Origin of the sequence: Kribbella sp. NPDC051620 (genome assembly GCF_044453825.1) — a bacterium.
Classification (GTDB): Bacteria; Actinomycetota; Actinomycetes; order Propionibacteriales; family Kribbellaceae; genus Kribbella.
In genome coordinates, this window is the sequence record NZ_JBITDB010000005.1 from 25,245 (window position 1) to 49,369 (window position 24,125).

Here is a 24,125-nt window from a genome sequence, read left to right on the forward strand (position 1 = left end):
GAACCAGATGGATGTTCAGCGGTTGACGACGCTGGCCCGGGAAACCCTGTCGGTCGCGATCCGTCAGACGTCTGCGGCAGGCAACCCGACCGTGGAACCGATTCACCTGCTGTCGGCGCTGCTCGCGCAGCCGGAGGGGACCACGATCGGTCTCCTCGAGGCCGCCGGCGGTGACCTGGACGCAGTGCGCCGCCGGACGGCGGAGGCGATGAGCCGCCTGCCCAAGGCGAGCGGTGGCAGCGTGCAGGCGCCCAGCCTGTCGCCGAAGACGAGCGACGTGCTCAACCAGGCCGAGCAGCGGGCGCTGGGGCTGGGGGACGAGTTCGTCTCCACCGAGCACCTGCTGATCTCGCTGGCCACCGTCGAAGGGGTCGCGCAATCCGCGCTGGGCGTCACGCCCGACGCGCTGCTGCAGGCCTTCGACCAGATGCGCGGCAATCGGCGGATCACCTCGCCCGAGGCCGAGGGCACGACGAAGACGCTGGAGAAGTACGGCGTCGACCTGACCGAGCGGGCTCGCGACGGCAAGCTCGACCCGGTGATCGGGCGCGACTCGGAGATCCGGCGCGTGGTCCAGGTGCTGTCCCGGCGGACCAAGAACAACCCGGTACTGATCGGTGAGCCCGGCGTCGGCAAGACGGCCGTGGTCGAGGGACTGGCCCAGCGGATCGTCGCGGGTGACGTGCCCGAGTCGCTGCGTGGGCGGCGGTTGATCAGCCTGGATCTGGGGGCGATGGTCGCCGGAGCGAAGTACCGGGGTGAGTTCGAGGAGCGGCTGAAGGCCGTGCTGACCGAGATCAAGGAGTCGGACGGCCAGGTCATCACGTTCATCGACGAACTGCACACGGTCGTCGGTGCGGGTGCGTCCGGCGAGGGCGCGATGGACGCCGGCAACATGCTGAAGCCGATGCTGGCGCGGGGTGAGCTGCGGATGATCGGCGCCACCACGCTGGACGAGTACCGGACCCGGATCGAGAAGGACCCGGCGCTGGAGCGACGGTTCCAGCAGGTGTTCGTCGGCGAGCCGTCGGTCGAGGACTCGATCGCGATCCTGCGCGGGCTGAAGGAGCGGTACGAGGCGCACCACAAGGTCGCCATCTCCGACTCCGCGCTGGTTGCCGCGGCCACGCTGTCCAACCGGTACATCACCGGCCGGCAGCTGCCCGACAAGGCGATCGACCTGGTCGACGAAGCGGCCTCCCGGCTGCGGATGGAGATCGACTCGTCGCCGGTCGAGATCGACTCGCTGCGGCGTACCGTCGACCGGCTGAAGATGGAGGAGCTCGCGCTGTCGCGCGAGGAGGACGCCTCGTCCCAGGACCGGCTGGCCCGGCTGCGCGCCGACCTCGCGGACCGCGAGGAGGAGCTGCGCGCGCTCGAGGCCCGCTGGGAGAAGGAGAAGTCCGGGCTGAACCGGGTCGGTGAGGTCAAGGAGCGGATCGACGAGCTCCGCGGCCAGGCCGAGCGCGCCCAGCGCGACGGCGATCTCGAGACGGCGGCGCGGATTCTGTACGGCGAGATCCCGGAGCTGACCAAGGAACTCGAAGCGGCCAGCGCCGAGCCCGAGATCACCGACGGGCCGGACGCGATGGTCAACGAGGAGGTCGGCCCGACCGAGATCGCCGAGGTGATCGCGATGTGGACCGGCATCCCGACCGGCCGGCTGCTCGAGGGCGAGACCGGCAAGCTGCTCCGGATGGAGGACGAGCTCGGCCGGCGGCTGATCGGGCAGCGCGAGGCGGTCAAGGCCGTCAGCGACGCGGTCCGGCGGGCGCGGGCGGGGATCTCCGACCCGGATCGGCCGACTGGGTCGTTCCTGTTCCTCGGGCCCACGGGTGTGGGTAAGACGGAGCTGGCGAAGGCGCTGGCGGACTTCCTGTTCGACGACGAGCGCGCGATGGTGCGGATCGACATGTCGGAGTACGGGGAGAAGCACAGCGTGTCACGGCTGGTCGGCGCGCCGCCCGGCTATGTCGGGTACGAGGAAGGCGGCCAGCTGACCGAGGCGGTCCGGCGGCGTCCGTACTCGGTGATCCTGCTCGACGAGGTGGAGAAGGCGCATCCCGAGGTCTTCGACATCCTGCTGCAGGTGCTCGACGACGGCCGGCTGACCGACGGCCAGGGCCGGACGGTCGACTTCCGCAACGTCATCCTGGTGCTGACCAGCAACCTGGGCTCGGCGTACCTGGCGGACATGTCGATCGAGGACTCGGTCAAGCGCGACCAGGTGATGAACGTGGTCCGGCAGGCGTTCAAGCCGGAGTTCATCAACCGGCTCGACGAGATCGTGCTGTTCGACGCGCTCGGCTCGGAGGAGCTGACCAAGATCGTCGGTCTCCAGATCGTCGCCCTGCAGAAGCGCCTGTCCGACCGGCGGATCACGCTGGACGTCGGCGAGGACGCGATGGAATGGCTCGCCCTGACCGGCTACGACCCGGTCTACGGCGCCAGGCCTCTGCGTCGCCTGGTCCAGTCCGCCATCGGCGACGAACTGGCCCGCGGGTTGTTGTCGGGTGCCATCCGAGACGGCGACACAGTCCACGTCCGCCTCAGCGAAGCCAAGGACACCTTGGAAGTAACCTCCGCCTGACTTCTGGCAGGGTTTCGACGGCCCAGCACTCTGTGTGCTGGGCCGTTGTCTTGTGCCTGTCTGCGAGGATCAAGGGGTGAGCGACCAGTACGGCGGTGACGATCGGCCGGGACCCTACCAAGGTGCCTTCGGCTCGTCCGGGCAGCAACCGACACCACAGCAGACGCCGTACGGCGGACAGCCTGGGGCCGGTCCTGGTCCGTATGGCGGGGCGTACGGGCAGAATCCGTACTCCTCGGTGCCGGGGCCGGGTGTGCTGCCGCCGAAGCAGGTGAATATCGCGGCGGCGATCTCCCTCGCCCTCGGCGTACTCTGCGTCCTGCTCGGCCTCTTCATGCTCACCTCGGCCGGCTCCGAGATCGCCAAGACCCTCACCGGCGACCCGTCGGCCAAGGGTGTCGTGGTCGCGGCCGTCCTGATCAGCAGCGCCTTCTACCTGCTCCCGGCCTTCTTCCTCCGCAAACGCCGCCGCTGGGCCCGCACCCTGCTGATCGTCGTCGCCGTCCTGGGCATAGCCGGCGGCATCACCGCCCTACCGGCGTCTCTCCTCGGCCTGGCTCTCCACGCCACCCTCCTGTACCTGATGCTCCAAGAACCCACCAAACGCTGGTTCCAAGGACCCCGCTGATGGAAATCTGGATCAACCCGTCCTGCTCCAAATGCCAAGCGGCCACGACCGCCCTGGACGAAGCCGGCATCCCCTGCACGGTCCGCCGCTACCTGGACGACCCACCCACCGCCGAAGAACTGGAAGCGGTCCTGACCCGCCTGAACCTGGCCCCCTGGCACATAACCCGCATGAACGAACCAGCCGCCGCCGCAGTTGCGGACCTCCCCATGGACGACTCCCACCGCCCCGACTGGATCGCGGCCCTGATCGCCAACCCCATCCTCATCCAACGCCCCATCCTCACCACCGACGACGGCACCACAGCCATCCCCCGAGACCCAGAAACCCTCACCCGCCTGATAGGCGACTAAACGCGAAAGCTGGGCCCCACCGTCCGGAGGGAATCCCAGCTTCACTTCTCCACGAGGAGCCCCCGGGAGCTGGCTAAAGCCTTACACGCAAGGCGACTACGCGCCACGCCATCTGGGAACCTGCCCCGGTCTGCCCGCATCGAAGGAGCAGATAGCGCAAAGGCTGGGTCCACTCCTCCGAGCGGTGGACCCAGTCTTCGCTCCGCGAGCACCAGGCCCCTTCATCCGGAGGGAATCCTGGCTTCACTTCTCCACAAGGAGCCCTAGGGAGCTGGCTTAAGCCTTGCATATAAGGCGAACGGGCCGCCAGGCGGACAGATGATCTGCCCCGAGGCTGCCCCACCCTGCCCACCGAGTGGCTCCCCGCAACAACGGCTCAGGCACTGCATCATCCCCAGATGCTCAGCAAACACTCGCCCACCACCGCCGCTCTCTCCGCCTGGATCGACGAGTCGATCATCGTCCGGAAGGACCATCCGGGTGCCTACACTCTCGCGTCGGTCATGACCGATCCGATCAACGTGGACGATCTGCGTTTTGCTCTACGAGCTCTGCGCGAGAAGCGGCTCGTCCGGTTGCACTGGGCAACCGAATCGCCGAAGCGCAGGGATCTGATCGCCCATGCGATCTCCGAGTTCAACATCTCGGCGGTAGTCGCTCTGGGTACCCCGGTCCACCGGGCGAAGCAGGAGCGCGCCCGACGCTGCTGCCTCGAGTGTCTCCTCTGCGAACTGCAGGTTCTGGGTGTCACCCAGGCCTGGTTCGAATCGCGGACAAATGCGGACGACCAGCGAGACCGGAGCTTGGTCGACAGCGCCCGACGCAAGGGCATCCTCTCGCGGGGCTTGTCGGTCGACTTTGCCCGGCCGCTTCAGGAACCCATGCTCTGGCTGCCAGATGCAGTGGCGGGTGCGGTGACCGCTGCGCAGTTGGGCGAGCCGCGCTGGTTGCTCACGCTCTCCGAGTCGGTTGAGATTCGGCACGTGGCCATCCGCTAGAAAAGCGCGAAAGCTGGGCCCCACCGTCCGGAGGGAATCCCAGCTTCACTTCTCACCAAGGAGCCCGTGGCGAGCTGATGTAAGTCTTGCATACGGTCAAGTGGGATGTCACGTTGGCTGGTGGGGCAGGTTGGGGCAGATCAGAGTTTGGTTAGGCGGGAGAGGGCTTCTTCGAGGACCTCGGGTTTTTTGCAGAAGGCCCAGCGGACCAGGGGGCGGCCGGCTTCGGTGCTGTCGTAGAAGACTTGGGTGGGGATGGCTACTACGCCGGTGCGTTCGGGGAGCATGCGGCAGAAGTCGATGCCGTCGGTGTGGCCGAGGGGGCGGATGTCGGTGGTGACGAAGTAGGTGCCTTGGGGGCGGTGAACGGTGAAGCCGAGGGACTGCAGACCGTCGCACAGGAAGTCGCGTTTGGCCTGCATGGTGGCGCGCAGGCGATCGAAGTAGTCGTTGCCGAGGGCAAGGGCTCCGGCAACGGCCGGCTGGAACGGAGCGCCGGAGACGTAGGTGAGGAACTGCTTGGCGGTGTTCACGGCGCTGACGACGGCCGGCGTACCGGTGACCCAGCCGATCTTCCAGCCGGTGACCGAGAAGGTCTTGCCCGCGCTGCCGATCGAGATGGTGCGGTCGGCCATTCCGGCGTACGCCGTGAGCGGCCGGTGCTGGAGTCCGTCGAAGATCAGGTGCTCGTAGACCTCGTCGGTGATGACGACGAGGTCGTGCTCGACCGCGATCGACGCGATGCCGCTCAGCTCGGTGTCGTCGAGGACGGTGCCGGTCGGGTTGTGCGGTGAGTTGATCAGCAGCACCTTGGTACGCGGGGTGACCGCGGCCCGGAGTTCGTCGAGATCGAGCCGGAAGTCGGGTGCCCGCAAGGTGACCGGTACGCGACGTCCGCCGGCCATCGCGATGCAGGCGGCGTACGAGTCGTAGTACGGCTCGAGGGCGATCACCTCGTCACCCGGCTCCACGTACGCGAGCAAGGCCGCCGCGATCGCCTCGGTGGCGCCGGTCGTCACCAGTACCTGCGTGTCCGGGTCGTACGACAACCCGTAGAACCGCTGCTGATGATCCACGATCGCCTGCCGCAACGCCGGGATGCCGCGCCCCGGCGGGTACTGGTTCGCCCCGCCCCTGATGGCCGCGATCGCGTCCTCCAGCATCGAATCGGGTCCATCGGTATCCGGAAACCCCTGCCCCAGATTGACCGACCCGGTCCGCACCGCCAATGCGGACATCTCCGCAAAAATCGTCGTACCAAGCCCTTGCAGCCGCTGAGCATGTTCACGCATGCCTCCGACCCTAACCGCCGAGCGGCAGGCTCGTCGCCTCCGGCGACCTCGCCGGCCGATGAAGGGGGGCGAGGCGTTCGCCTCCGGTCGGAGCTTCCCCACGGTCGTGGGGCTGAGGTGGCCTCCACCACCCGGAGGGTGGATTGCTTCCGGTCGGTCCCGGGTGGTGGGGCTGAGGTGGGCTCCACCACCCGAAGGGGGGCGGAGGGCCCCCGGGTGGTGGGGCTGAGGTGGGCTCCACCACCCGGAGGGGCGTCGGAGGGCTACCCCCGGGTGGTGGGCTGAGGTGGGCTCCACCACCCGGAGGGGTGGGCTAGTTCCAGGGGCTTGGAGGCGGTGGGGGGACTACTGCTGGGCGGTCTTCGCAGTGGCCGGGGGCGCCCGCGTCGGTTGTCCAGTTGCCGTCGTTGCCGCTGCCCAGGCGGACGTCGAATTCCGGCGTTCCGGTGAAGTGGAAGGTGCCGCAGTTGTTGATGAAGGGGGCGCCCACGTTGCGGGCGTCGACGTTGTCGAAGGTGGCCCAGCCGCCGACCCGGGCGTTGACCACGTTGGTCCCGGTGCCGTCCACCTTGATGTTGCGGAAGGCAACGTTCGTCAGGGTGTAGTCGTCTTTGACCGGCCAGTCGACGACGAACATGAAGGCGTTGTACGTCGAGTCGAGGAACGAACTGTCGGTGACCTCGATCCGGCCGGACATGTTCGACTGCAACGCGTAGAGCCAGATCGCGCCCAGCCCGAGATCCCAGTTGAGGTCCCGCGGCCCACCGCGCACCGTCGTGTTGCGAGCGAACGACAGCGTCCCCTCGAACGGCGTCGAACCGAACCGCGACCCGGCGTGCAACGTGCTGCCCTCGCGAATCGGGTCCGCCACCAGGTTGTCGGTCACCGCGTTGTCGCGACCACCGTAGATGGCGATGTTGTTGGCCAGTACCGGCGTCTGCACCGTGTTGTGGTCGTACACGTTGTCGTGGTTGACCAGCCCGGCCGCGTTCGCCTCCGACCACATCGCCAGCCCGTCGTCACCGCTGTTGCGGACGAAGTTGTTGGTGGCCCGCACGTTCGAGACCCCCAGGTGCAGGTTCATCCCGTCCGCGACCGCGTCGGTGATGACGTTGTTGCGGATCAGCAGCCCGCTCATCGGCCCGTCGAGCCAGATCCCCACCTTGGTGTGGTGCAGGTAGAGGTTCTGGATCGTCGACCCGCCGCCGATCGCACCGCCGATGCCGTTCACCTGGTCGGTGTCGATCCGCTCGCGCACGTCGCTCTCGATCGCGAAGTCGGACAGGTGCACCTTCGTACTGCCGCCGGCGTCGGCGTACTTGCCGTAGAAGCCCGGCGCGCTGTGCACCGACTTGTCCGGCGCGGGCTCCGCGAGCGGCAGCACCTTGCCCTTGATGATCGTCCACCAGTTGCCGGCGCCGGTGACGGTGACCTTGTCCACGACGATGTGCCGGTTGACCTGGTACGTGCCCGGCGGGATGAAGACCGTCCAGCCGAGCTTCTTCGCCACCGCGATGGTCGCGTCGATCGCCGGCGCCGCATCGCGCTTGCCGGTCGGGTCGGCGCCGAAAAGCCTTACCGACAAGGACCGAGCAGGCTGCCGCAACGGTGAAGCGACGAGCTCGAAGTCAGCGACGTCCAGTACGGTCCAAGCGGCGGGCGCACCGGCCGGAAGCTGGAAGCGGACCTTGTCGCCGGCCTTGTACGTCTTGCCGAGCAGCAGCCGTTGCTCGTCGTAGAAGTGGTTCGGCCGGAACGGCTTGGCGACCGGATCCGGCTCGGGCTTCCACCAGCCGGGGATCGGATCGACGTTCGGGTCGTTGGAGAACGGATACATGCCGTACAGCCAGGCGTACTCCGACGTCAGCGTCATCGTCTTGGTCCGCTTGCCGTTCACCAGTACGTCGAGCGGGGACCGCAGCCCGCCACCGGACGCGGTGTCCGGGATGCTGTAGCGCAAAGTCAGCGCATTGGCGGGCTCCGACAGCGTGAACTCCACATACTCACCGGCCTGATCAAGCCGTACCGCGGTACGCCCCGACGCCTCGGCGGGCAGGGTGTACGCCTCGCGGCCGGGGCCGAGCTTCTCGCCGGTGGTGACGGCGTTCTCCGCCTCCTGCTCGACGAACGGAACGGTGGCCCCCCGGCCCTGGACCAGCGCCGGGTCGAGCCCCGCGCGGGTCACCAGCGGGGCAGGTTGCGGTGGATGATGACTGGAAGTGGCGGCCGCGGACAGACCTGGTACTGCGAGTAGTGCGCCGACGACCGTACCGATCACGACCGGCCGGCGGCGGAAGAGTAGCTGGGACACGGGCGACATCCCCTCGAACTCACGGCCGCCCCACAGGCGGTGCCGTACTGAGCCCGGACACTACGCATACCGACCTTTCTCTGCAAGATCTCGACAGATGGAAGAAACTTCCGCACAAGACCTGCTCGTCGGTAGAGTGCGAAGCGATGCCTGAAGAGTCTCGGTGAACGCCCAAGCGCTGTCCCTGGTACTGGTCGCAGCGCTCCTGCACGCGGCGTGGAACTTCGCCGCCAAGCGGGTCCGCCACGGCGGGGCGACCTTCGTCTGGGCCTACTACACGGTCGCTGCCATCTTCCTGCTTCCGGCGCTCGTCATCACCTTGCTCGTCACGGATGCCAGGCCGCACTGGAACTGGTTGCTGGCCGCTGCTGTCACCGCAGTACTGCATGTGAGCTACGGGATCGTCCTGCAGCGCGGGTACGACGTGGGCGACTTGTCCGTCGTCTACCCGGTAGCGCGGGGGACTGGGCCTCTGCTGTCAGTGCTGTTCGCAGTACTGCTGCTCCACGAGCGCCCGGGGCCGATCGGCCTGGCAGGTGCCGCGCTGATCGTTACCGGAGTACTCACCATCAGTAGTGGTGGCCCCCGGCGGGCCAAGGGCTCTGCTGTGCGAGCAGGAGTCACGTACGGCGTAGCGACCGGTGCCCTGATCGCGGCGTACACCCTGTGGGACGCGTACTCCGTGACGACGCTCGCGGTGCCACCGGTCATCTACTTCGCCGGCGGCTCCCTCCTGCAGAGCGCGATGCTCACCCCGAAGGTGCTCCGCGGCAAAGACCAGCTTCGCCTGCTGTGGAAGGAGAATCGGCGCGAGGTACTGATCGTCGGCGCGCTCTCACCGGTTGCCTACCTGATGGTGCTGTTCGCGATGCGCCTGGCTCCCGTGAGCCTGGTGGCCCCGGCGCGGGAGGTCAGTATCGTCCTCAGCGGCCTGGCTGCTTGGCTAGTACTCGGCGAGGCCGGCGCGCAACGACGGCTGGTCGGCAGTGCCGTAGTACTGGCCGGCATCGTCGCAATCGCCCTTGCTTAGAGGAATTCACTGAGTCCGACGAAGATGCCGTCGGGCCCGCGGAGGTAGCAGATCCGGACGATGTCCTGGTAGTTGGCGGTCTCGCCGACGATCTCGGCGCCGTGCGGGCGCAGCCGGGCGACGGTGTCGTCGAGGTCGTCGACGGCGAACATGACGCGGTGCATGCCCACCGTGTTGTGCGGCGTCTTACCCGGTCCGTCGCCGGTCGGCGCGGGGCTCAGGTACTTCGCCAGCTCGAGCCGGCTGTGGCCGTCCGGGGTCTTCATCATCGCGATGTCGCAGCGGACACCTTCGAGTCCGACGCACTGGTCGGCCCAGGGGCCTTCGATCTGCGCCTCGCCTTCCAGCTCCATCCCGAGCTCGGTGAAGAACGCGACGGCCGCCGCGAGGTCGTCGACGACGATGCCGGTGTTGTCCATGCGCTGAAGTGCCACGGTGATGCTCCTTCTGAGGTCGAGCGGCCCGTCCTGACCGCTGCTGTACCCCAAGGACGAAGCCGACCGGACCTTCTCTACATCTGGGAGATCTGTGGATCTGGGCGGAGGGTGCGTAGCCACAGCTCGGTTTGGGCGATGTGGGCTGAGGCGGCGGTGGCGGCGGCGGCCGGGTCGCGGTGGGCGATGGCGGCGAGGATCGCGCGGTGACCGCGATCGCTGGTCTGCTTGATCGCGTCGAAGTCCGCGCCGGGTTCGAAGATCCGGTAGTGCCCCCCGCGGCCGCGGATCACGCCGGTCAGCGCGGTCACGGTCGGGTTGCCGCCCGCAGTACAGATGGCGCCGTGGAACTCCGCGTCGAGGGCCTGGATCTCGGCCGCGTCCGTGGTCTCCTCCAGCCGGTCGAGGATGTCGGCCAGTTGCTTCTCCAGCAGCGGATCCTGCCGGGCCGCTGCCGCCGCGGTGGCATGCGCTTCGAGCACCCGCCGTACTTCGAGCAGCTCCAGCACTCCCTCGAGCGGGATCAGCTCGACCGACAACGAGAACCGGCTGATGATCTCGGCCGGGTCCAGCGCCGAGACGTAGGTCCCCGAGCCGTGCCGCGACTCGATCACGCCCAGCGCCGCCAGCGAGCGGGCTGCCTCACGCAAGGAGCTGCGCGATACCCCGAGGTGGTCGCAGAGCTCCGGCTCCGGCGGGAACTTCTCGCCCGGCCCGAGCTCCCCGGACGCGATCATCTGCCGCAGGCCGGCCAGCGCCTTGTCCGTGGCTGCCATCAGCACCTCCCCTGTGAGAACACCCTCAGAGGGTAAGTCCTCAGACCACTTGCGGTCACGTCGTCGCTAAGTCCTTGTCGTCGCGGCGTGATTCTGCGTAGTGTGCTGGGATCGTTCTACAACTCATCTGATGTCAGAGCAAAGTCGTCCCTGGCCCACATCCCCTGAGGAGAAGTGCCAATGCGTTACCGACAGATGTTCGCACCGCTGGCCGCCGCCGTTGCCCTGGTCGCGGCCGCCACTGCCTGCGGCCCCGGCCCGGCCGAGAAGGCGCAGAGCGGCGGCGAGGTCAAGCTGCAGATGGTCGAGAGCCTGACCAACCCGACCAGGACCGCGCTGCTGAAGAAGCTGATCGCCGACTTCGAGGCGAAGAACTCCGGCATCAAGGTCCAGCTGATCTCACCGCCGACCAACACCGCGGACCAGAAGATCCAGCAGATGCTCCAGTCCGGCAAGGGCGTCGACGTGCTCGAGGTCCGCGACACCACGGTCGGCCCGTTCTCCACCAACAAGTGGATCTACGACATGGCCCCCGACCTCAAGGGCTGGGACGGTCTGAACGCGCTGACCGAGAACGCCCGCAAGGTCACCGAGCAAGGCGGCAAGTCGTACATGGTGCCGTACGGCTTCTACGGCCTGTCGCTGTTCTACCGCAAGGATCTGGTCCAGCAGGCCGGTTTCAGCGGCCCGCCGAAGAGCTGGTCCGAGCTGGTCGAGCAGGCCAAGAAGATCAACGATCCGTCGAAGAACCGGTACGGCTACTCGTTCCGCGGCGGCCTCGGCGCGGCCGGCAACGCGATCGCGGTGATCTCCGGCTACGTGATCGACGACCTCAACAAGGACAACGCGTTCAAGCTGACCAGCGGCAAGACGATCTTCTCGTCGCCGAAGGCGGTCGACGCGCTCAACCTGTACGTCGACCTGTTCAAGAGCGCCTCGCCGCCGTCGTCGGTGAGCTGGGGTTACCCCGAGATGGTGCAGGGCTTCACCTCCGGTACGACCGGCTTCCTGCTCCAGGACCCCGAGGTGATCGCGACGGTCAAGGAGTCGAAGACGATCAAGGAGGACCAGTGGGGTACGGCGCCGTTGCCGGTCGGCCCGACCGGCAAGGCCGCTCAGCCGCTGGCCAACGCGGGCTGGGGTGTCGCCTCGGGAAGTACCCACAAGAAGGAGGCCGTCGAACTGGTGAAGTTCCTGACCTCGGGTGACTCGGCGATGACGTTCTCCAAGGAGAACAGCCTGGTACCGATCCTGAAGAGCGCGGCTGACGACCCGTACTTCAAGGACGGACCGTGGGCCTCGTACGTCGCGATGAACTCCTCCCCGGACACCTACGTGGTGGTGACCCAGCCGCGCGGCGTGCCGTGGTCGACCGAGTGGGGCAACAAGGCGGATGCCGACGTCCAGAAACTCATCACCGGCAAGGCCCAGCCGGCCGAGATCCTGAAGAGCTGGGACGAGTACTGGACCAAGAAGTGGGCGGGGAACTGAGCCGATGGCTCTGACCGACACGGAACGCCGCGGCGCCGCGATGGCGCCGGTGCCGCGGCGGCCGGTCACCCGGCGACGCCAGTTCACCGGGCGGACGGCGCTCACCTTGTTCCTGTTCATGCTGCCGGCGATCGGGTTCGTCGGCATGTTCACCTACTACCCGCTGGCCAACGGCATCTCTATGGCCTTCCGCAACTACAACCTGAACGACCTGACCGACACCTCGTGGGTCGGGCTGAAGAACTTCAGCACCCTGCTGCACGACGAGATGTTCCGCGGGACGGTTCGCAACTCGGTTGTGTGGGTGGTCGGTTCGCTGGTTCCGCAGTTCCTGATCGGCTTCGCGATGGCCTTGTGGCTGCGGCGCAAGTTCCGGTTCCGCGGTACGTACCAGGCGCTGGTGTTCTTCCCGTGGGCGGTGTCGGGCTTCCTGATCGGCATCCTGTTCCGCTGGATGTTCAACGGCGAGTTCGGGGTGGTCAACGACCTGCTCATGAAGACGCACCTGATCAGTACGCCGGTGCCGTGGCTGGCCGATGCGAAGTACGCGATGGTCGCGGTGATCGTCGCGAATGTCTGGTACGGGGTGACGTTCTTCGCGATCATGATTCTGGCCGCGCTGCAGTCGGTGCCCGAGGAACTCTACGAGGCCTCGGCGATCGACGGCGCGGGCAAGGTCCGGACGCTGTTCAGCATCACCATCCCGTCGATCCGGACGACGCTGGCGCTGACCGTGCTGCTGCGGGTGATCTGGATCTTCAACTCACCCGAGCTGATCTTCGGGATGACCGGTGGCGGACCGGCCAACGAGACGCACATCGTCACGTCGTACATGATCCAGGTGACCCAGGAGGGTGACTACGGGCGGGCGTCAGCGATGGGCGTGATGGTGGTCTTCGTGCTGATGCTGTTCGCGATCTTCTACCTGCTGTCGATCCGGCCCAGGAAGGCGAGGCGATGATCCGCGACTACAGCACCGGCGGCAAGATCGCGCGCTTCGCCGGGCTCGGCCTGTGCCTGATCATCACGATCTTCCCGCTGTACTGGATCCTGGTGACGTCCTTCAAGGAACCGGGCACGATCTTCGCCTATCCCTTGAAATACTGGCCTTCCGACTGGTCCCTGGCCAACTACCAGGGCCTGTTCGACCAGTCGAACTTCGCCGTCTTCCTGGTCAACAGCCTGATCGTGTCGACCGTCGCGGCCGCGTTCGCGACGGTGATCTCGCTGCTCGCGGCGTACGTGCTCGCGCGCTTCGAGTTCGTCTCCAAGGGCGCGGTGATGGGGGCCTTCCTGGTCACCCAGATGATCCCCGGCTTCATCGCGCTCGGCTCGCTCTACATCCTGATGACGAGGCTGTACCTGGTCGACAACCGGTGGGGCCTGGTGCTGGTCTACGTCGCGGTCTCGATCCCGCTCTGCACGGTGATGCTGCGCGGGTTCTTCGAGAACGTGCCGGCCTCGCTGGAGGAGGCGGCGATGGTGGACGGCTGCTCGCGGCTGTCTGCTCTCTTCCGGGTCCTGGTGCCGGTGATGACGCCGGGGATCGCGGCGTCGTACATCTTCAACTTCGTGAACTGCTGGAACGAGCTGTTCTTGTCGGTCACGCTGATGAACAGTGACAGCAACAAGACGATTCCGGCGGCGCTGAACGGCTTCATCAGCAGCTACAACATCGACTGGGGCTCGATGTCGGCCGCTGCCGTGCTCTCGATCATCCCGACGATGATTCTGTTCGCCTTCGCCAGTCGCTACATCGTCGAAGGCCTGACCGCCGGCGCCGTCAAGGAGTGAAGGAAGGCCGATAAGTCCCACACCCGCCACCGTCGCGGTGCGATCACCTCGTACGGCGCGGTGCCGGGTGCGGGCTCGCCGCCGACGTGGACAGTCGCCATCCCTAGCTCCTCCGGCACCGTCAGGTTGACCGCCAGGTCGTCGAAGAACGCGGCCCGGGTGGGATCGATGGCGAACTGCTCGACGAACAGCCGATAGCTCTCCGGGTACGGCTTCGGGATCAGCTGTCCGGCCAGGATGTCGAAGACGCCGTCGAAGTGCGCGCCGAGTCCGAGGCGGGGAAGGGCCTGCTCCGCGTGGTACGCCGATCCGTTGGTGAACACGAACTTGCGCCCGGGCAGCGCCGCGATCGCGTCGACCAGGCGCGGGTCAGGGCGTAGTACCGAGTAGTCGATGCGGTGCTCGAACTGCAGGATGTCGGCCGCCTCGAGTCCCTCGGTGATCATCAGGCCGCGCAGGGTGGTGCCGTGCGCGGCGATCAGTTCGGCCTGGATCCGGCGGGCACCGGCGTCGTCGGTACCGAAGTGGTCGCTGAGCCGGCGGCGGATCAGCGCCTTCATCTGCTCGGCCAGGCCGTTGCCCGGTGCGTAGAGCGTGTCGTCGAGATCCAGCACCCAGGTGTCGACATCCGCGAACATCTCAACAGAGTAGTGACAGACTGGGCCTGTCATCGACGGGAGGACTGAAGCTGTGGCTGTCTCGCTCATCACTGGACCTACCGCCGGAATCGGGCGGGCCTTCGCGGACAAGCTCGCGGTCGAGGGCTACGACCTGGTGCTGGTGGCCCGCGACGAGGCCCGGCTGAAGGAGACCGCCGCCGAGCTCACCGCGCTGCACGGGGTCGCCTGCGAGGTGATCGCGGCGGACCTGACCGAGCCGGACCAGCTCGCCGTGGTCGAGGAGCGGTTCCGCACCGGGCCGATCGAGGTACTGGTGAACAACGCCGGCTTCGGCCAGAAGAAACCCTTCTGGGCGAACTCGATCGAGACCGAGGAGAAGCAGTTCGACCTGCTCACCAGGGTCGTACTCCGGCTGACCCACGCCGCCGTCCTGCCGATGATCGAGCGCGGCTCCGGCGCCGTCGTCAACGTGTCCTCGGTAGCGGGCTTCATGCAGCGCGGCAGCTACAGCGCCCACAAGTCCTGGGTCACCAACTTCTCCGCCGGCCTCGCGATCGAGCTGCACTCCAAGGGCGTCGCCGTGATGGCACTGTGCCCCGGCTTCGTCCACACCGAGTTCCACGAACGAATGCAGATGGACAAAACCATCATCCCGTCGTTCCTGTGGCTGGACGCGACCGCCCTGGTCGACGCCGCCTGGACCGACCTGATGCAAGGCAAGTCCATCTCCATCCCCTCCTGGCGCTACAAACTCATCGTCGCCGCCATCCGCTACACCCCCCGCACCCTGATAGCCCGCCTCTCCACCATCGGCCTCGACGGCCGCCGCCGCGCCTAGCCGACGCGCTCCGACTAGCCTGACGGCATGCCGCCCCGCATACCGTTCGCTCAACTTCTCAAGAGCTTCCGCGCGCGCTCAGGTCTGACCCAGGAAGCACTCGCAGTGGGCTCCGGCCTGAGCGTGGAAGGGGTGCGCGCCCTCGAAGGAGGCCGTCGCCGCTACCCGCGATCGGTGACCATCGAGCAACTCGCGCGTGCCTTGGACCTGTCGCCGGCCGAACGCCAGCGGTTGGAGTCGGCCGCCTCCCGCAATGCCGCCGACCACCAGGCGTCGATGGTGCCGGAGCTCCCACCCGCGCCGGACGACTTCACCGGGCGGACGAAGGAGCTGGACCAGTTGGTACGAATGCTCAGCAGCCGGACCGGCGCAGGGCCGACCTCGCCGAGCGTGATGATCTCTGCGATCGGCGGCATGGGCGGAGTCGGCAAGACCGCCCTCGCGGTGAAGGCCGGCCATCTCGTTTCCGGCCTGTACCCGGACGGTCAGCTCTGCATCGATCTCGGGGGCGGGGACAGCGAACCGGTCGCGGCCCTCGACGCTCTGGCCGCCATTCTGCGTGCTCTCGGCGTGCCCCCGAGCGACGATCCCGAAAACCTCCAGCTGGCAACGGCTCGCTACCGAACGGCTCTGGCCAGCCGTCGACTGCTGCTCCTCCTCGACGACGCCATCAGCGTGGACCAGGTAACCCCGCTGATTCCCGGAACAGCCGGCTCAGCCGTCCTCATCACCAGCCGCAAACAACTGGCGGCGCTGCCGGGGGTCCAGTATCTCGGCCTTCAGGTGATGACCGAACCCGAAGCCTTGCAGCTGTTGGCCGAAGTGGTCGGCTCAGAGCAACTCGCCGCCGAGCCCGATGCTGCCCGGGATGTCGTCCACCGCTGCGGCCTGCTCCCACTCGCCATCCGGATCGTCGGCGCCCACCCGACCAGCCAGATCCCAGGTGGGCTGGCGATCCTCTGCAGACTTCTGGCCGACGACACCACCAGGCTCGACACCCTGACGCCAGACCCGCATGGTGGGGTCAGACCAAGTATCAGGCTTTCTCTTGAAGCCTTGGCACAGTCCGGCAGCGTGCTCGACACCGTTTGCGCGAAGGCGTTCCCCGTGCTGGCTCTCTTCGAAGGAGACCACTTTCCTCTGCGGGCAGCGGCCAAGGTTCTGCAACTACCACTGGACGAGACCGAGCACCTGCTGGAACGCCTGGTCGACGTCCATCTCCTCGAGACGCCGGCACTTCACCAGTACCGGATGCACGATCTGGTTCGGGATGTCGGTCGCGAGCTACCGGCCGGAGCGGGCGCGTGGGAGCGTGAACTCGATTGCTACCTGGCCGTTCTGTGGCGGCTCAGCGTCCTCGACGGCAGCCGGCATCCTGAGTACGCCGCGGCCTGGTCGGTCGGGGCCGAGGACTACGTCGATCGCGAGGAGACGGCTCGCTGGTTGGAGTCCGAGCTCGGCAATCTCCTCCGGCTCATCCGCAAGGCAGCCGCCGGCGGACGTACTGATCGACTGACGGCCGCGCGGATGGGGTTGGGGATGTTTCAGTTCGCGGCCGTCCGGATGCGGTTCGCGGAGCCGCTCGAAGCGTTGCTGACGGTGGTCGGCATCCTCGACGAACCGGACAACGAACTCGACGATCGGCTGTGGATTTCGCTCGCGCAGCTGCATCTCGCGCTCGAACAGCCGCAGCGGGCGTCCGCCTGCTCCCGGATCGCGCTACCGCTCGCCCGGGCCCGCGGCGACCTCACCCAGGTCACCACCTGCCTGATCGAACTGGCCGCCGCGCTGGTGCGGATGGGGGCACCGGCAGATGCATTGGAGCCGATCGGAGAAGCCCTGGTTCTGGCGCCACGGCAGAAGCGAGTCCATCTCGAAGCCGCCGCTCATCTCGTTGCCGGGCACGTGGCAGGCGCATTGGGTGACGTGACGGGCCAGCGCGAGTCCTTCAGCCGCGCCACTGGCGTTCATCTCCAGCGCGGCAGTGGTCGAGTTCCCTTGCTCCACCAGATCCAGATGGCGATGTCCCTGGTGGAGAGCCGCCAGTACGACGCCGGCTGGCCGATGCTCGTCGACGCACTGGATCGGGCCCGGTCCGAAAACCTGCCGATGATCGAGTTCGACATCCTCTCCGATCTCGGGACGGGCTGGGCGATGCGCGGTGAGCATCGCCGGGCTCAGGAGTACTTCGAACAGGCGCTGCGGATCGCGATCCGCTTCCCCGCTGAGAATCGCGAGGCCACCGCTCGCCATCGCCTCGGCCGCTCCCTGGAGGCACTCGGTCTGCCCGAAGAGGCCCGTGCGCAGTGGGAGTCGGCCGTTGTGCTCTATGACCGGGTGGCGGATCCGGCGGTTGAGGAAGTTCGCGTGCTTCTGAAGGGCCTGACTAGCTGAGCAGTTTGGTGATGGTGGTGGCTATTGGGGTGGTGGGGCGGCCGATCAGCTTGGCGAGGGTGCCGGGGGTGGAGGCGAGGGCGCCGGCGGTGGTTTGGGTGTCGATGTCGGCCAGGACCTTGGCGAAGTCGGCGGGGATGCCGGCTTCGAGGAGGCCGGCCAGGGCGGCTTCTATGGGGATGGTCTGGTGGACTACCGGCTTGCCGGTCTGGCGGGTGAGTTCTTCGGCGAACTCGGTGAAGGTCCAGGCGGTGTCGCCGCCGAGGTCGTAGGCCTGGTTGAGGTGGCCGTCGGTGGTCAGTACTACGGCTGCCGCGGCGGCGTAGTCCTCGCGGGTGGCCGTGGCCAGGCGGGCTTCGGGGCCGGCGCTGTTGACGATGGCGCCCGCTTCGATGGCGGCGGGGACGTCGCGGACGGCCATTTCGGAGTACCAGTTGTTGCGGAGGAACGTGTACGGGAGGCCTGACTCGCGGATGAGTTGCTCGGTGGCGTGGTGCTCAGCGCCGAGCAGCATCGGGTTGCCGGGGCCGCCGAAGATGCCGGTGTAGGCGAGCTGGGCGACGCCGGCTGCCTTGGCTGCGTCGATCACCGCGGCGTGCTGGGGGATGCGGCGGCCGGGCTCGCTGCCGGAGATCAGCAGGACGCGGTCGCCGGCGGTGAAGACGTCGGCGAAGGTCGCGGGGTCGTCATAGTCGGCGATGGCGATCCTGACGCCCTGGGCCGCGAGATCGGCGGCCTTCTCCTTGCTACGGGCAACCGCGGTGATGCCGTCGGCGGGGACGCCCGCGGCCAGCAGATCGGCGATGACAAGCCGGCCGAGCTGGCCGGTGGCTCCAGTGATGACTGTGTTCATGTCACTTACTTTATGATGGGTACAACCTTCACAACAGTACCCACTTCAAAGTAAGGTACTTATCTCCAGGTAAGGAGGACCCGCCGTGACCGAGACCCTGCTGCCCGACGTCAACCGGGCCGACTGCCCCTCCCGGGCCATCCTCGAACACGTCACCAGCCGCTGGGGCGTGCTTGTCCTCGCCGCGCTGCTGGAGCGTTCGTACCGCTTCAGCGAGCTGCGCCGGCACGTCGGCGGCGTGAGCGAGAAGATGCTCGCCCAGACCCTGCAAGCCCTGGAACGCGACGGCTTCGTCCACCGCGACGCCAAGCCCGTCATCCCACCCCGCGTCGACTACTCACTCACCCCCCTCGGCCACGACGTAGCCACCCAGGTCCACACCCTGGCCCACTGGGTGGAGTCCAAGGTCCCCGACGTCCTGGAAGCCAACACCACCTACGACGCCACCCGCGCCTGACGAATCGGTTTCGCGGTTCTCGGTCACAGAACTCGCTCGTATGGTTGGATCACCGCCCCCGAGTCCTGGAGCCACCCTCGTCATGCCCGCCGCCCCAACCACCGACGTGGCCCACCTCCTACGTCGCTTCCGCACCCGCTCCGGTTTCACCCAGGAGGCGTTGGCCGAGGCTGCCGGTCTGAGCGTGGAAGGTATTGCAGCCCTGGAGGGCGGACGGCGACGCCACCCACGACCGGTCACCGTCGAACTTCTCGTCGAAGCTCTGGAACTGACCCCGGCAGAGGCACGCCTCTTTGAGCAGGCCGCACGCCGGTCGGTCGCAGGCCAGTTGCAGCTTCCCGACCCGATCGCCGATTTCACGGGCAGGGAAAACCAACTGGAGGACCTTGTCGGATTGCTGCGTTCGCCGTACGCCGTAGCTCCGGCGGTCGTCGTATCGGCGATCGGTGGGATGGGCGGGATCGGCAAGACGAGCCTCGCGGTCCAGGCCGCGCAGCAGGTCACAGACCAGTTCCCGGATGGCCAGTTCCTGCTGAACCTGCGGGGCGGTGGCGAGAAGCCACTCAGCGCGATGGATGCGCTCGGAGTCCTGCTGCGGGCGTTGGGTGTTCCGGCGGCTGGAGGAGTGGACAACCTTGAGCAAATGGCCGCACGCTACCGAACGGCACTCGCCGGTCGGCGGATGCTGTTGCTGCTGGACGATGCGATCGGCGTGGACCAGGTCCGGCATTTGATGCCGGGTACGCCGGGCTCGGCTGTCTTGATCACCAGCAGGCAGGAGTTGTCCGGGGTGCCGGGTATTCGCCGGATCGACCTGGATGTGTTGACCGAGTCCGAAGCGCTGCAGTTGCTGGGCGAGGTCCTCGGCCACCATCGAGTCAGCGACGAGCCTGAAACAGCACGGAGAGTGGTTCGCCTTTGCGGCTACCTGCCGCTGGCGATCCGGATCGCGGGTCAGTCTGGCCGGGCCGCGGCTGGACTGGGTGGCTTGGAAGCCCAACTGCTGGAGGATGCCGGCCGACAGGTCCTGCTGACTGGTTCGGGCGCTGGCGTAGGTCGCAGCATTCTGGTCTCGCTTGTCCAATTGGAACGCGAGGGCCAGCCCGGCGACGCCGAAGCCGCCAGGATCTATCCGACCCTCGCGCTCTTCGACGGCGACCACTTTCCCCTCCGCGCCGCGGCCAAGGTCTTGGGGAAACCAATGACCGGGACGGAGACATTGCTGGAGCGGCTGGTCGATGTCCACCTGTTGGAGAGTCCAGCTCCCCAGCTCTACCGGATGCATGACCTGGTCCGTGACGTCGGCCGGGTGCTGGCCCGTACCGAGCTCAGCGACTCCGCAATGGCCGAGGTTCGTTCCCGCGAGCTCACCTGCTACCTCGGGGTGCTGTGGCGGCTGAACGACATGATCGGCGGCCCCGACGTTTACGGCTCGCGGGCCGAGAGCCCTTGGTCGGCCGGGGCCGACGACCTGACTGAGCGTCAGGATGTTGTCCATTGGCTCCGGACCGAGCTGCCCAACCTGGTCCGGCTGATCCGGGTGGCAGCCGCCGGCGATGCAGACGAGCGGCTCGCGGCCGTACAGCTGGCACTTGGCATGCCGTCGCTCGGGGCGACATTGGCGCAGTTCGGTGAGGCTCATGCAGCGTTGGTGGCGGTTTCCAGGATTTCTGTCGAGCTGGACCCGCGGCTCCAGATCGGGCGGCTCCATCAGATGGGCGCCATGGAGCAGACTCTCGGGCTGTACGAGGTCGCTGTTCCCTGGAATCAAGAGGCGGTGACGCTGGCCCTGGAGCTGGCGGAACCCATTCAGCGGGTCGCGTGTTTGGTCGATCTGGGCTACACCCTCGGTCGCGCTGGACGGGCGGCTGAGGGCTTGCCCTTTGCGGAGGAGGCGCTCGAGGAGATCGAACGCCGGCAGATTCGCCGGTACGAGATCGGCGCCAACGTGGCTGTCGGTGCCTTGGCCGGGTGGCTCGGTGATCTGAAGCGACAAAAGGCAGCCTTCGACCGGGCAATCTCCCTGATGGAGCCGGGCCGGTCCGTAGGTCATCGGCAGCTGATCGGGCGTTCTCTGCAGGAGGCGGGGCAGTATGAGGCGTCGTTGCAGGTGTTGAACGGCGCCCTTGTCGATGCCCGTACCGCGAAGCTCGAGATCCACGAGGCAGACATCCTCCGGGAGCTTGGCTGTACCTACCTGGAGCTCGACGAGTGGGGCAAGGCCCAGGAAGTCCTCGCCCGCGGGCTGGAGATTGCCCTGCGATATCCAGCCGATCATCGGGAGCCGCCGTTGCGGCACCACCTGGGACGGACTTATGCGGGACTCGGCAGGCCCGAGGAAGCCCGGGCGGAATGGGAGCAGGCGCTGGACCGCTACCGGCGAGCCGCGGATTCCAGGGCCGACGAGGTCGTCGAGCTGCTGGCTGGGTTAGAAGGTGAGGGGGAGGGTGGTGGCGGTTTTTTGTAGGGCTGTGATGGTGGTGGTGAGGAGGGGGTGGTCGGCTCGGGCTTTGCGGGTGGCGGCGAAGACTCGGCGGACTGGGGTGGGGGCTATCAGGGGGAGCAGGACGGCGTCGGTGGGTTTGTAGTCGGAGATCGCCAGGCGGGGGACCAGGGAGACGCCGGCGTTGGCGGCTACCAGGGCGGCTACTGAGCGGAAGTCGTCGGAGGTGTGGGCTGCTCGGGGCTGGAAGCCGGCTTGTTCGCAGGCAAGCAGGACTACGTCGCGGATCGGGTTGCCGATCGAGGTCATCACCCAGTCGTCTGAAGACAGGGCGGTCAGGTCTACCGCTTCGGCGCTCGCGACGGGGTGGGAGCGATGGACCACGGCGACGAAAGGCTCGGCGTACAAGGGGATCCGGGCCAGGCGTTCGTCGTCGGGGCGAGGGGAGCCGCGGTGTTCCACGGCGATGGCCAGGTCGATCTCGCCGTCCAGGAGGCGGGCGATCGCTTGGTGGCCTTCGGCGTCGCTGACGGACAGGCGAAGGCCGGGGACGGCCTCGCGGAGTACCGGGAGGGTGGGCGCGACCAGGAGGCTGATGGCGGTGGCGAAGGCTGCGATCCGTACTTCGCCGGTGGTGCCGTTGGCGTAGGACTGCATGGCGTCTTCGGCGCGTTCGACCTCGGTGAGGATCGTGTCGGCGTGACTCAGCAGCAGGCGGCCGGCGGAGGTGATGGCGACGCGGCGGCCGCGGCGTTCGAGGAGTTCTTGGCCTACTTCGGATTCGAGGGCTGCCAATTGCTGGGACACGGCCGACGGGGTCAGGTGCAGGACCTCGGCTGCCGCGGTGACGGTGCCGTGGTCAGCAAGCGCTCGCAGGACTCGCAACCGGCGCACTTCGATCACGAGGCTCAGCTTCGCACAACGCCGACGAGGGGCGGGACCGGCGCCAGCGGCGAGGTTTCTCCGGTACTACGGGAGCGTCGGCCATCCCCGAACGGGACGACTTCGCGACGGTGCGGACGATGGTGAGGGTGAAGGGATCCATGTTTCGACGCTAGGCAGCGGCGGATGATACGTCCAATGAAAGTATTGCGCCTAGTTCATGCGTAGAGTGCATGATGTGGATCTGCGGTTGGTCGAAGCGTTCGTGGTGGTCGCCGAGGAGCTGAACGTCGGGCGGGCGGCCGCGAGGCTGCATCTGACCCAGCCGTCGCTGAGCCGGCAGGTCGCGGCGCTGGAGCGGGAGCTCGAGGTCGAGCTGTTCGCCCGGGTGAAGAAGCGCTTCGTACTGACCGCCGCGGGTGAGACGTTCCTGGCCGGGGCGCGCGAGTTGCTCAAGCAGGCCGAGCTGGCCAAGCGGGACGCGCAGCGGGTGCATCGCGGTGAGCTCGGCACGCTCAGGCTCAGGTTTGTCCAGTCCGCCACGTTCGAGGCGCTGCCCCGACTGCTCGGCGCGTTCCGCGACGCGCAGCCGGACGTCGTACTCGATCTGGAGACGATGACCACGATCCGCCAGACCAAGGCGCTACGAGAAGGCCGGATCGACGTCGGGCTCTACCGGCCGCTACCCGGGAGCGTCGACGGCCTGAACCAACGCGTGATCTCCCAAGACCCATTAGTAGCGGCCCTGCCGGCCAAACACCCGCTGGCCAAGCGCAAACGCATCAGGCTCCAAGAGCTGGCCGGCGACGACTTCGTGCTCTACACCAGAGCGACCGGCCCGTCCGTCCACGACGCGATCGTCGGCCACTGCCGGGACGCCGGATTCACGCCGCGGATCACCCAAGAGGCGGGCGACGTCCAGACGATCGTCTCGCTGGTCGCCGCCGGCCTTGGCGTCTCACTGCTGATCGCGCCGACTCCGCAGATCGATCCGGGCGCGGTCGTCTATCGCGAGTTGTCCGACGACCTGCCGCCCTGGAACCTCTGCGTCGCCTGGTCGTCCGACAACCCCTCGCCGGTACTACGACGCTTCCTGCAACTCGTCTAGTCGACGAGGTCCGGGTCCCCACCCGTACGCTCGCCTGTCTCCAGGTCGGCGATCGAGGCCATGTCCTCGTTGTCCAGCGCGAAGTCGAACACGTCGATGTTCTCGGCGATCCGGCTCGGCGTCTTCGACTTCGGCAGCACCACGTTGCCCAGCTGCAGGTGCCACCGGATCGCCACCTGCGAGGGCGTCTTGCCGTACTTCGCGCCGATCGCCGTCAGCGTCGGGTCGTCCACCAGCCCACCCGAGGCGAGCGGGCTCCACGCCTGCGTGACGATGTCGTTCTCGGCGTTGAACGCGCGCAGCTCGTCCTGCGGCAACCGCGGGTGCAGCTCGATCTGGTTGACCGCCGGGCGCAGGTCGGTCTCCGCGAACAACCGTCGCAGGGCAGGGATGTGGAAGTTGGAGACGCCGATCGCGCGCACCCGCTTGTCGGCGTACAGCTGCTCGAACGCCTTCCAGGTCTCGACGTACTTGTCCTTCTTCAGCGACTGCCAGTGGATCAGGTACAGGTCGACGTGGTCGAGGCCGAGCCGGTCGAGGCTGGCGTCGAACGCCTTCAGGGTGGAGTCGTACCCCTGGTCGTCGTTCCACAGCTTGGTGGTGATGAAGAGTTCGTCGCGCGGCAGTCCGGAGGCAGCGATCGCGCGGCCGACGCCGGCTTCGTTGCCGTACGCCGCGGCGGAGTCGACGTGCCGGTAGCCGGCCGCGAACGCCGCCTCAAGGACGCCGGTGACGACGGCGTCCTCGATCTGCCAGACCCCCAGACCCAGCTGCGGGATCTCGACGCCGTTGTCCAGGGTGATCATCGGGACTGTGCTCATCTGTCCATTCCA

Annotated in this window: 21 protein-coding genes; 13 read left to right on the forward strand and 8 right to left on the reverse strand. The window is 67.3% G+C overall.

All coding sequences use genetic code 11. The annotated features are described in order from the left end of the window. The first annotated feature begins 7 nt into the window (after positions 1–7). From clpB to ACIA12_RS24660, 4 genes are all read left to right on the forward strand, one after another. Positions 8–2,590, forward strand: a complete 2,583-nt coding sequence (clpB, locus tag ACIA12_RS24645) for an ATP-dependent chaperone ClpB (protein ID WP_396369427.1) — start codon at positions 8–10, stop codon at positions 2,588–2,590. Positions 2,591–2,666: 76 nt separating this feature from the next. Beyond that, positions 2,667–3,218 carry a hypothetical protein gene (locus ACIA12_RS24650; RefSeq protein WP_396369428.1) on the forward strand — a complete coding sequence of 184 codons (552 nt, stop codon included), beginning with the start codon at positions 2,667–2,669 and terminating at the stop codon, positions 3,216–3,218. After that, entirely contained in the window at positions 3,218–3,571 is a 354-nt protein-coding gene (locus ACIA12_RS24655) for an ArsC/Spx/MgsR family protein (RefSeq protein WP_396369430.1), read from the forward strand. Before ACIA12_RS24650 ends, ACIA12_RS24655 begins: the two co-directional genes overlap by 1 nt. 503 nt (positions 3,572–4,074) lie before the next feature. Continuing rightward, entirely contained in the window at positions 4,075–4,569 is a 495-nt protein-coding gene (locus tag ACIA12_RS24660) for a hypothetical protein (RefSeq protein WP_396369431.1), read from the forward strand. 140 nt (positions 4,570–4,709) lie between these two features. Here ACIA12_RS24660 and ACIA12_RS24665 read toward each other — a convergent pair whose 3' ends face one another. Both ACIA12_RS24665 and ACIA12_RS24670 read right to left on the reverse strand, forming a co-directional pair. Next, complete coding sequence (locus tag ACIA12_RS24665) at positions 4,710–5,861, reverse strand: pyridoxal phosphate-dependent aminotransferase (RefSeq protein ID WP_396369433.1); 1,152 nt, start codon at positions 5,859–5,861, stop codon at positions 4,710–4,712. Between the two features lie 313 nt (positions 5,862–6,174). Further along, complete coding sequence (locus ACIA12_RS24670) at positions 6,175–8,181, reverse strand: glycosyl hydrolase family 28-related protein (protein WP_396369434.1); 2,007 nt, start codon at positions 8,179–8,181, stop codon at positions 6,175–6,177. A 154-nt stretch (positions 8,182–8,335) separates the two neighbouring features. Here ACIA12_RS24670 and ACIA12_RS24675 point away from each other — a divergent pair, with 154 nt between their 5' ends. Further along, complete coding sequence (locus ACIA12_RS24675) at positions 8,336–9,202, forward strand: DMT family transporter (protein WP_396369435.1); 867 nt, start codon at positions 8,336–8,338, stop codon at positions 9,200–9,202. Here ACIA12_RS24675 and ACIA12_RS24680 read toward each other — a convergent pair. Continuing rightward, complete coding sequence (locus ACIA12_RS24680) at positions 9,199–9,636, reverse strand: VOC family protein (RefSeq protein ID WP_396369437.1); 438 nt, start codon at positions 9,634–9,636, stop codon at positions 9,199–9,201. The two genes, ACIA12_RS24675 and ACIA12_RS24680, sit on opposite strands and share 4 nt — an antisense overlap. 77 nt (positions 9,637–9,713) lie before the next feature. Beyond that, a complete protein-coding gene (locus ACIA12_RS24685; RefSeq protein ID WP_396369438.1) occupies positions 9,714–10,412 on the reverse strand; it encodes a FadR/GntR family transcriptional regulator in 699 nt (232 codons plus the stop codon). Between the two features lie 180 nt (positions 10,413–10,592). Between ACIA12_RS24685 and ACIA12_RS24690 the strand changes: the two genes are divergently transcribed. Genes ACIA12_RS24690 through ACIA12_RS24700 form a run of 3 tightly spaced genes read left to right on the forward strand, consistent with a single transcriptional unit; the run spans position 10,593 to position 13,697 of the window. After that, the gene (locus ACIA12_RS24690; RefSeq protein WP_396369440.1) at positions 10,593–11,903 is read left to right on the forward strand and encodes an ABC transporter substrate-binding protein; all 1,311 of its coding nucleotides are present in this window, start codon (positions 10,593–10,595) and stop codon (positions 11,901–11,903) included. Positions 11,904–11,907: 4 nt separating this feature from the next. Beyond that, positions 11,908–12,864 carry a carbohydrate ABC transporter permease gene (locus tag ACIA12_RS24695; protein WP_396369441.1) on the forward strand — a complete coding sequence of 319 codons (957 nt, stop codon included), beginning with the start codon at positions 11,908–11,910 and terminating at the stop codon, positions 12,862–12,864. Further along, positions 12,861–13,697: a carbohydrate ABC transporter permease gene (locus ACIA12_RS24700; RefSeq protein WP_396369442.1), complete on the forward strand. Its 837-nt coding sequence runs from the start codon at positions 12,861–12,863 to the stop codon at positions 13,695–13,697. Before ACIA12_RS24695 ends, ACIA12_RS24700 begins: the two co-directional genes overlap by 4 nt. Here the strand turns inward: ACIA12_RS24700 and ACIA12_RS24705 are convergent. Next, on the reverse strand, positions 13,655–14,335 hold the full coding sequence (locus ACIA12_RS24705) for a pyrimidine 5'-nucleotidase (protein WP_396369444.1): 681 nt from the start codon (positions 14,333–14,335) through the stop codon (positions 13,655–13,657). The genes ACIA12_RS24700 and ACIA12_RS24705 overlap by 43 nt on opposite strands. A 52-nt stretch (positions 14,336–14,387) precedes the next feature. Here ACIA12_RS24705 and ACIA12_RS24710 point away from each other — a divergent pair, with 52 nt between their 5' ends. After that, complete coding sequence (locus ACIA12_RS24710) at positions 14,388–15,155, forward strand: SDR family NAD(P)-dependent oxidoreductase (RefSeq protein ID WP_396369445.1); 768 nt, start codon at positions 14,388–14,390, stop codon at positions 15,153–15,155. A gap of 27 nt (positions 15,156–15,182) precedes the next feature. Next, a complete protein-coding gene (locus ACIA12_RS24715; protein WP_396369447.1) occupies positions 15,183–17,549 on the forward strand; it encodes an NB-ARC domain-containing protein in 2,367 nt (788 codons plus the stop codon). On the opposite strand, the gene ACIA12_RS24720 is transcribed toward ACIA12_RS24715, so the two are convergent. Beyond that, positions 17,542–18,402, reverse strand: a complete 861-nt coding sequence (locus ACIA12_RS24720; protein ID WP_396369448.1) for an NAD(P)H-binding protein — start codon at positions 18,400–18,402, stop codon at positions 17,542–17,544. The genes ACIA12_RS24715 and ACIA12_RS24720 overlap by 8 nt on opposite strands. An 85-nt stretch (positions 18,403–18,487) precedes the next feature. On the opposite strand from ACIA12_RS24720, the gene ACIA12_RS24725 reads away from it, so the two are divergent. Together ACIA12_RS24725 and ACIA12_RS24730 are read left to right on the forward strand one after the other, a co-directional pair. After that, the gene (locus ACIA12_RS24725) at positions 18,488–18,859 is read left to right on the forward strand and encodes a winged helix-turn-helix transcriptional regulator (protein WP_396369449.1); all 372 of its coding nucleotides are present in this window, start codon (positions 18,488–18,490) and stop codon (positions 18,857–18,859) included. Positions 18,860–18,941: 82 nt separating this feature from the next. Continuing rightward, positions 18,942–21,326, forward strand: a complete 2,385-nt coding sequence (locus tag ACIA12_RS24730) for an NB-ARC domain-containing protein (protein WP_396369450.1) — start codon at positions 18,942–18,944, stop codon at positions 21,324–21,326. On the opposite strand, the gene ACIA12_RS24735 is transcribed toward ACIA12_RS24730, so the two are convergent. Next, positions 21,288–22,205: a LysR family transcriptional regulator gene (locus ACIA12_RS24735; protein ID WP_396369451.1), complete on the reverse strand. Its 918-nt coding sequence runs from the start codon at positions 22,203–22,205 to the stop codon at positions 21,288–21,290. The genes ACIA12_RS24730 and ACIA12_RS24735 overlap by 39 nt on opposite strands. Positions 22,206–22,422: 217 nt before the next feature. On the opposite strand from ACIA12_RS24735, the gene ACIA12_RS24740 reads away from it, so the two are divergent. Continuing rightward, positions 22,423–23,292, forward strand: a complete 870-nt coding sequence (locus ACIA12_RS24740; RefSeq protein WP_396369452.1) for a LysR family transcriptional regulator — start codon at positions 22,423–22,425, stop codon at positions 23,290–23,292. Here ACIA12_RS24740 and ACIA12_RS24745 read toward each other — a convergent pair. Next, positions 23,289–24,113 carry an aldo/keto reductase gene (locus ACIA12_RS24745; protein WP_396369453.1) on the reverse strand — a complete coding sequence of 275 codons (825 nt, stop codon included), beginning with the start codon at positions 24,111–24,113 and terminating at the stop codon, positions 23,289–23,291. The genes ACIA12_RS24740 and ACIA12_RS24745 overlap by 4 nt on opposite strands. Positions 24,114–24,125: the final 12 nt, after the last annotated feature.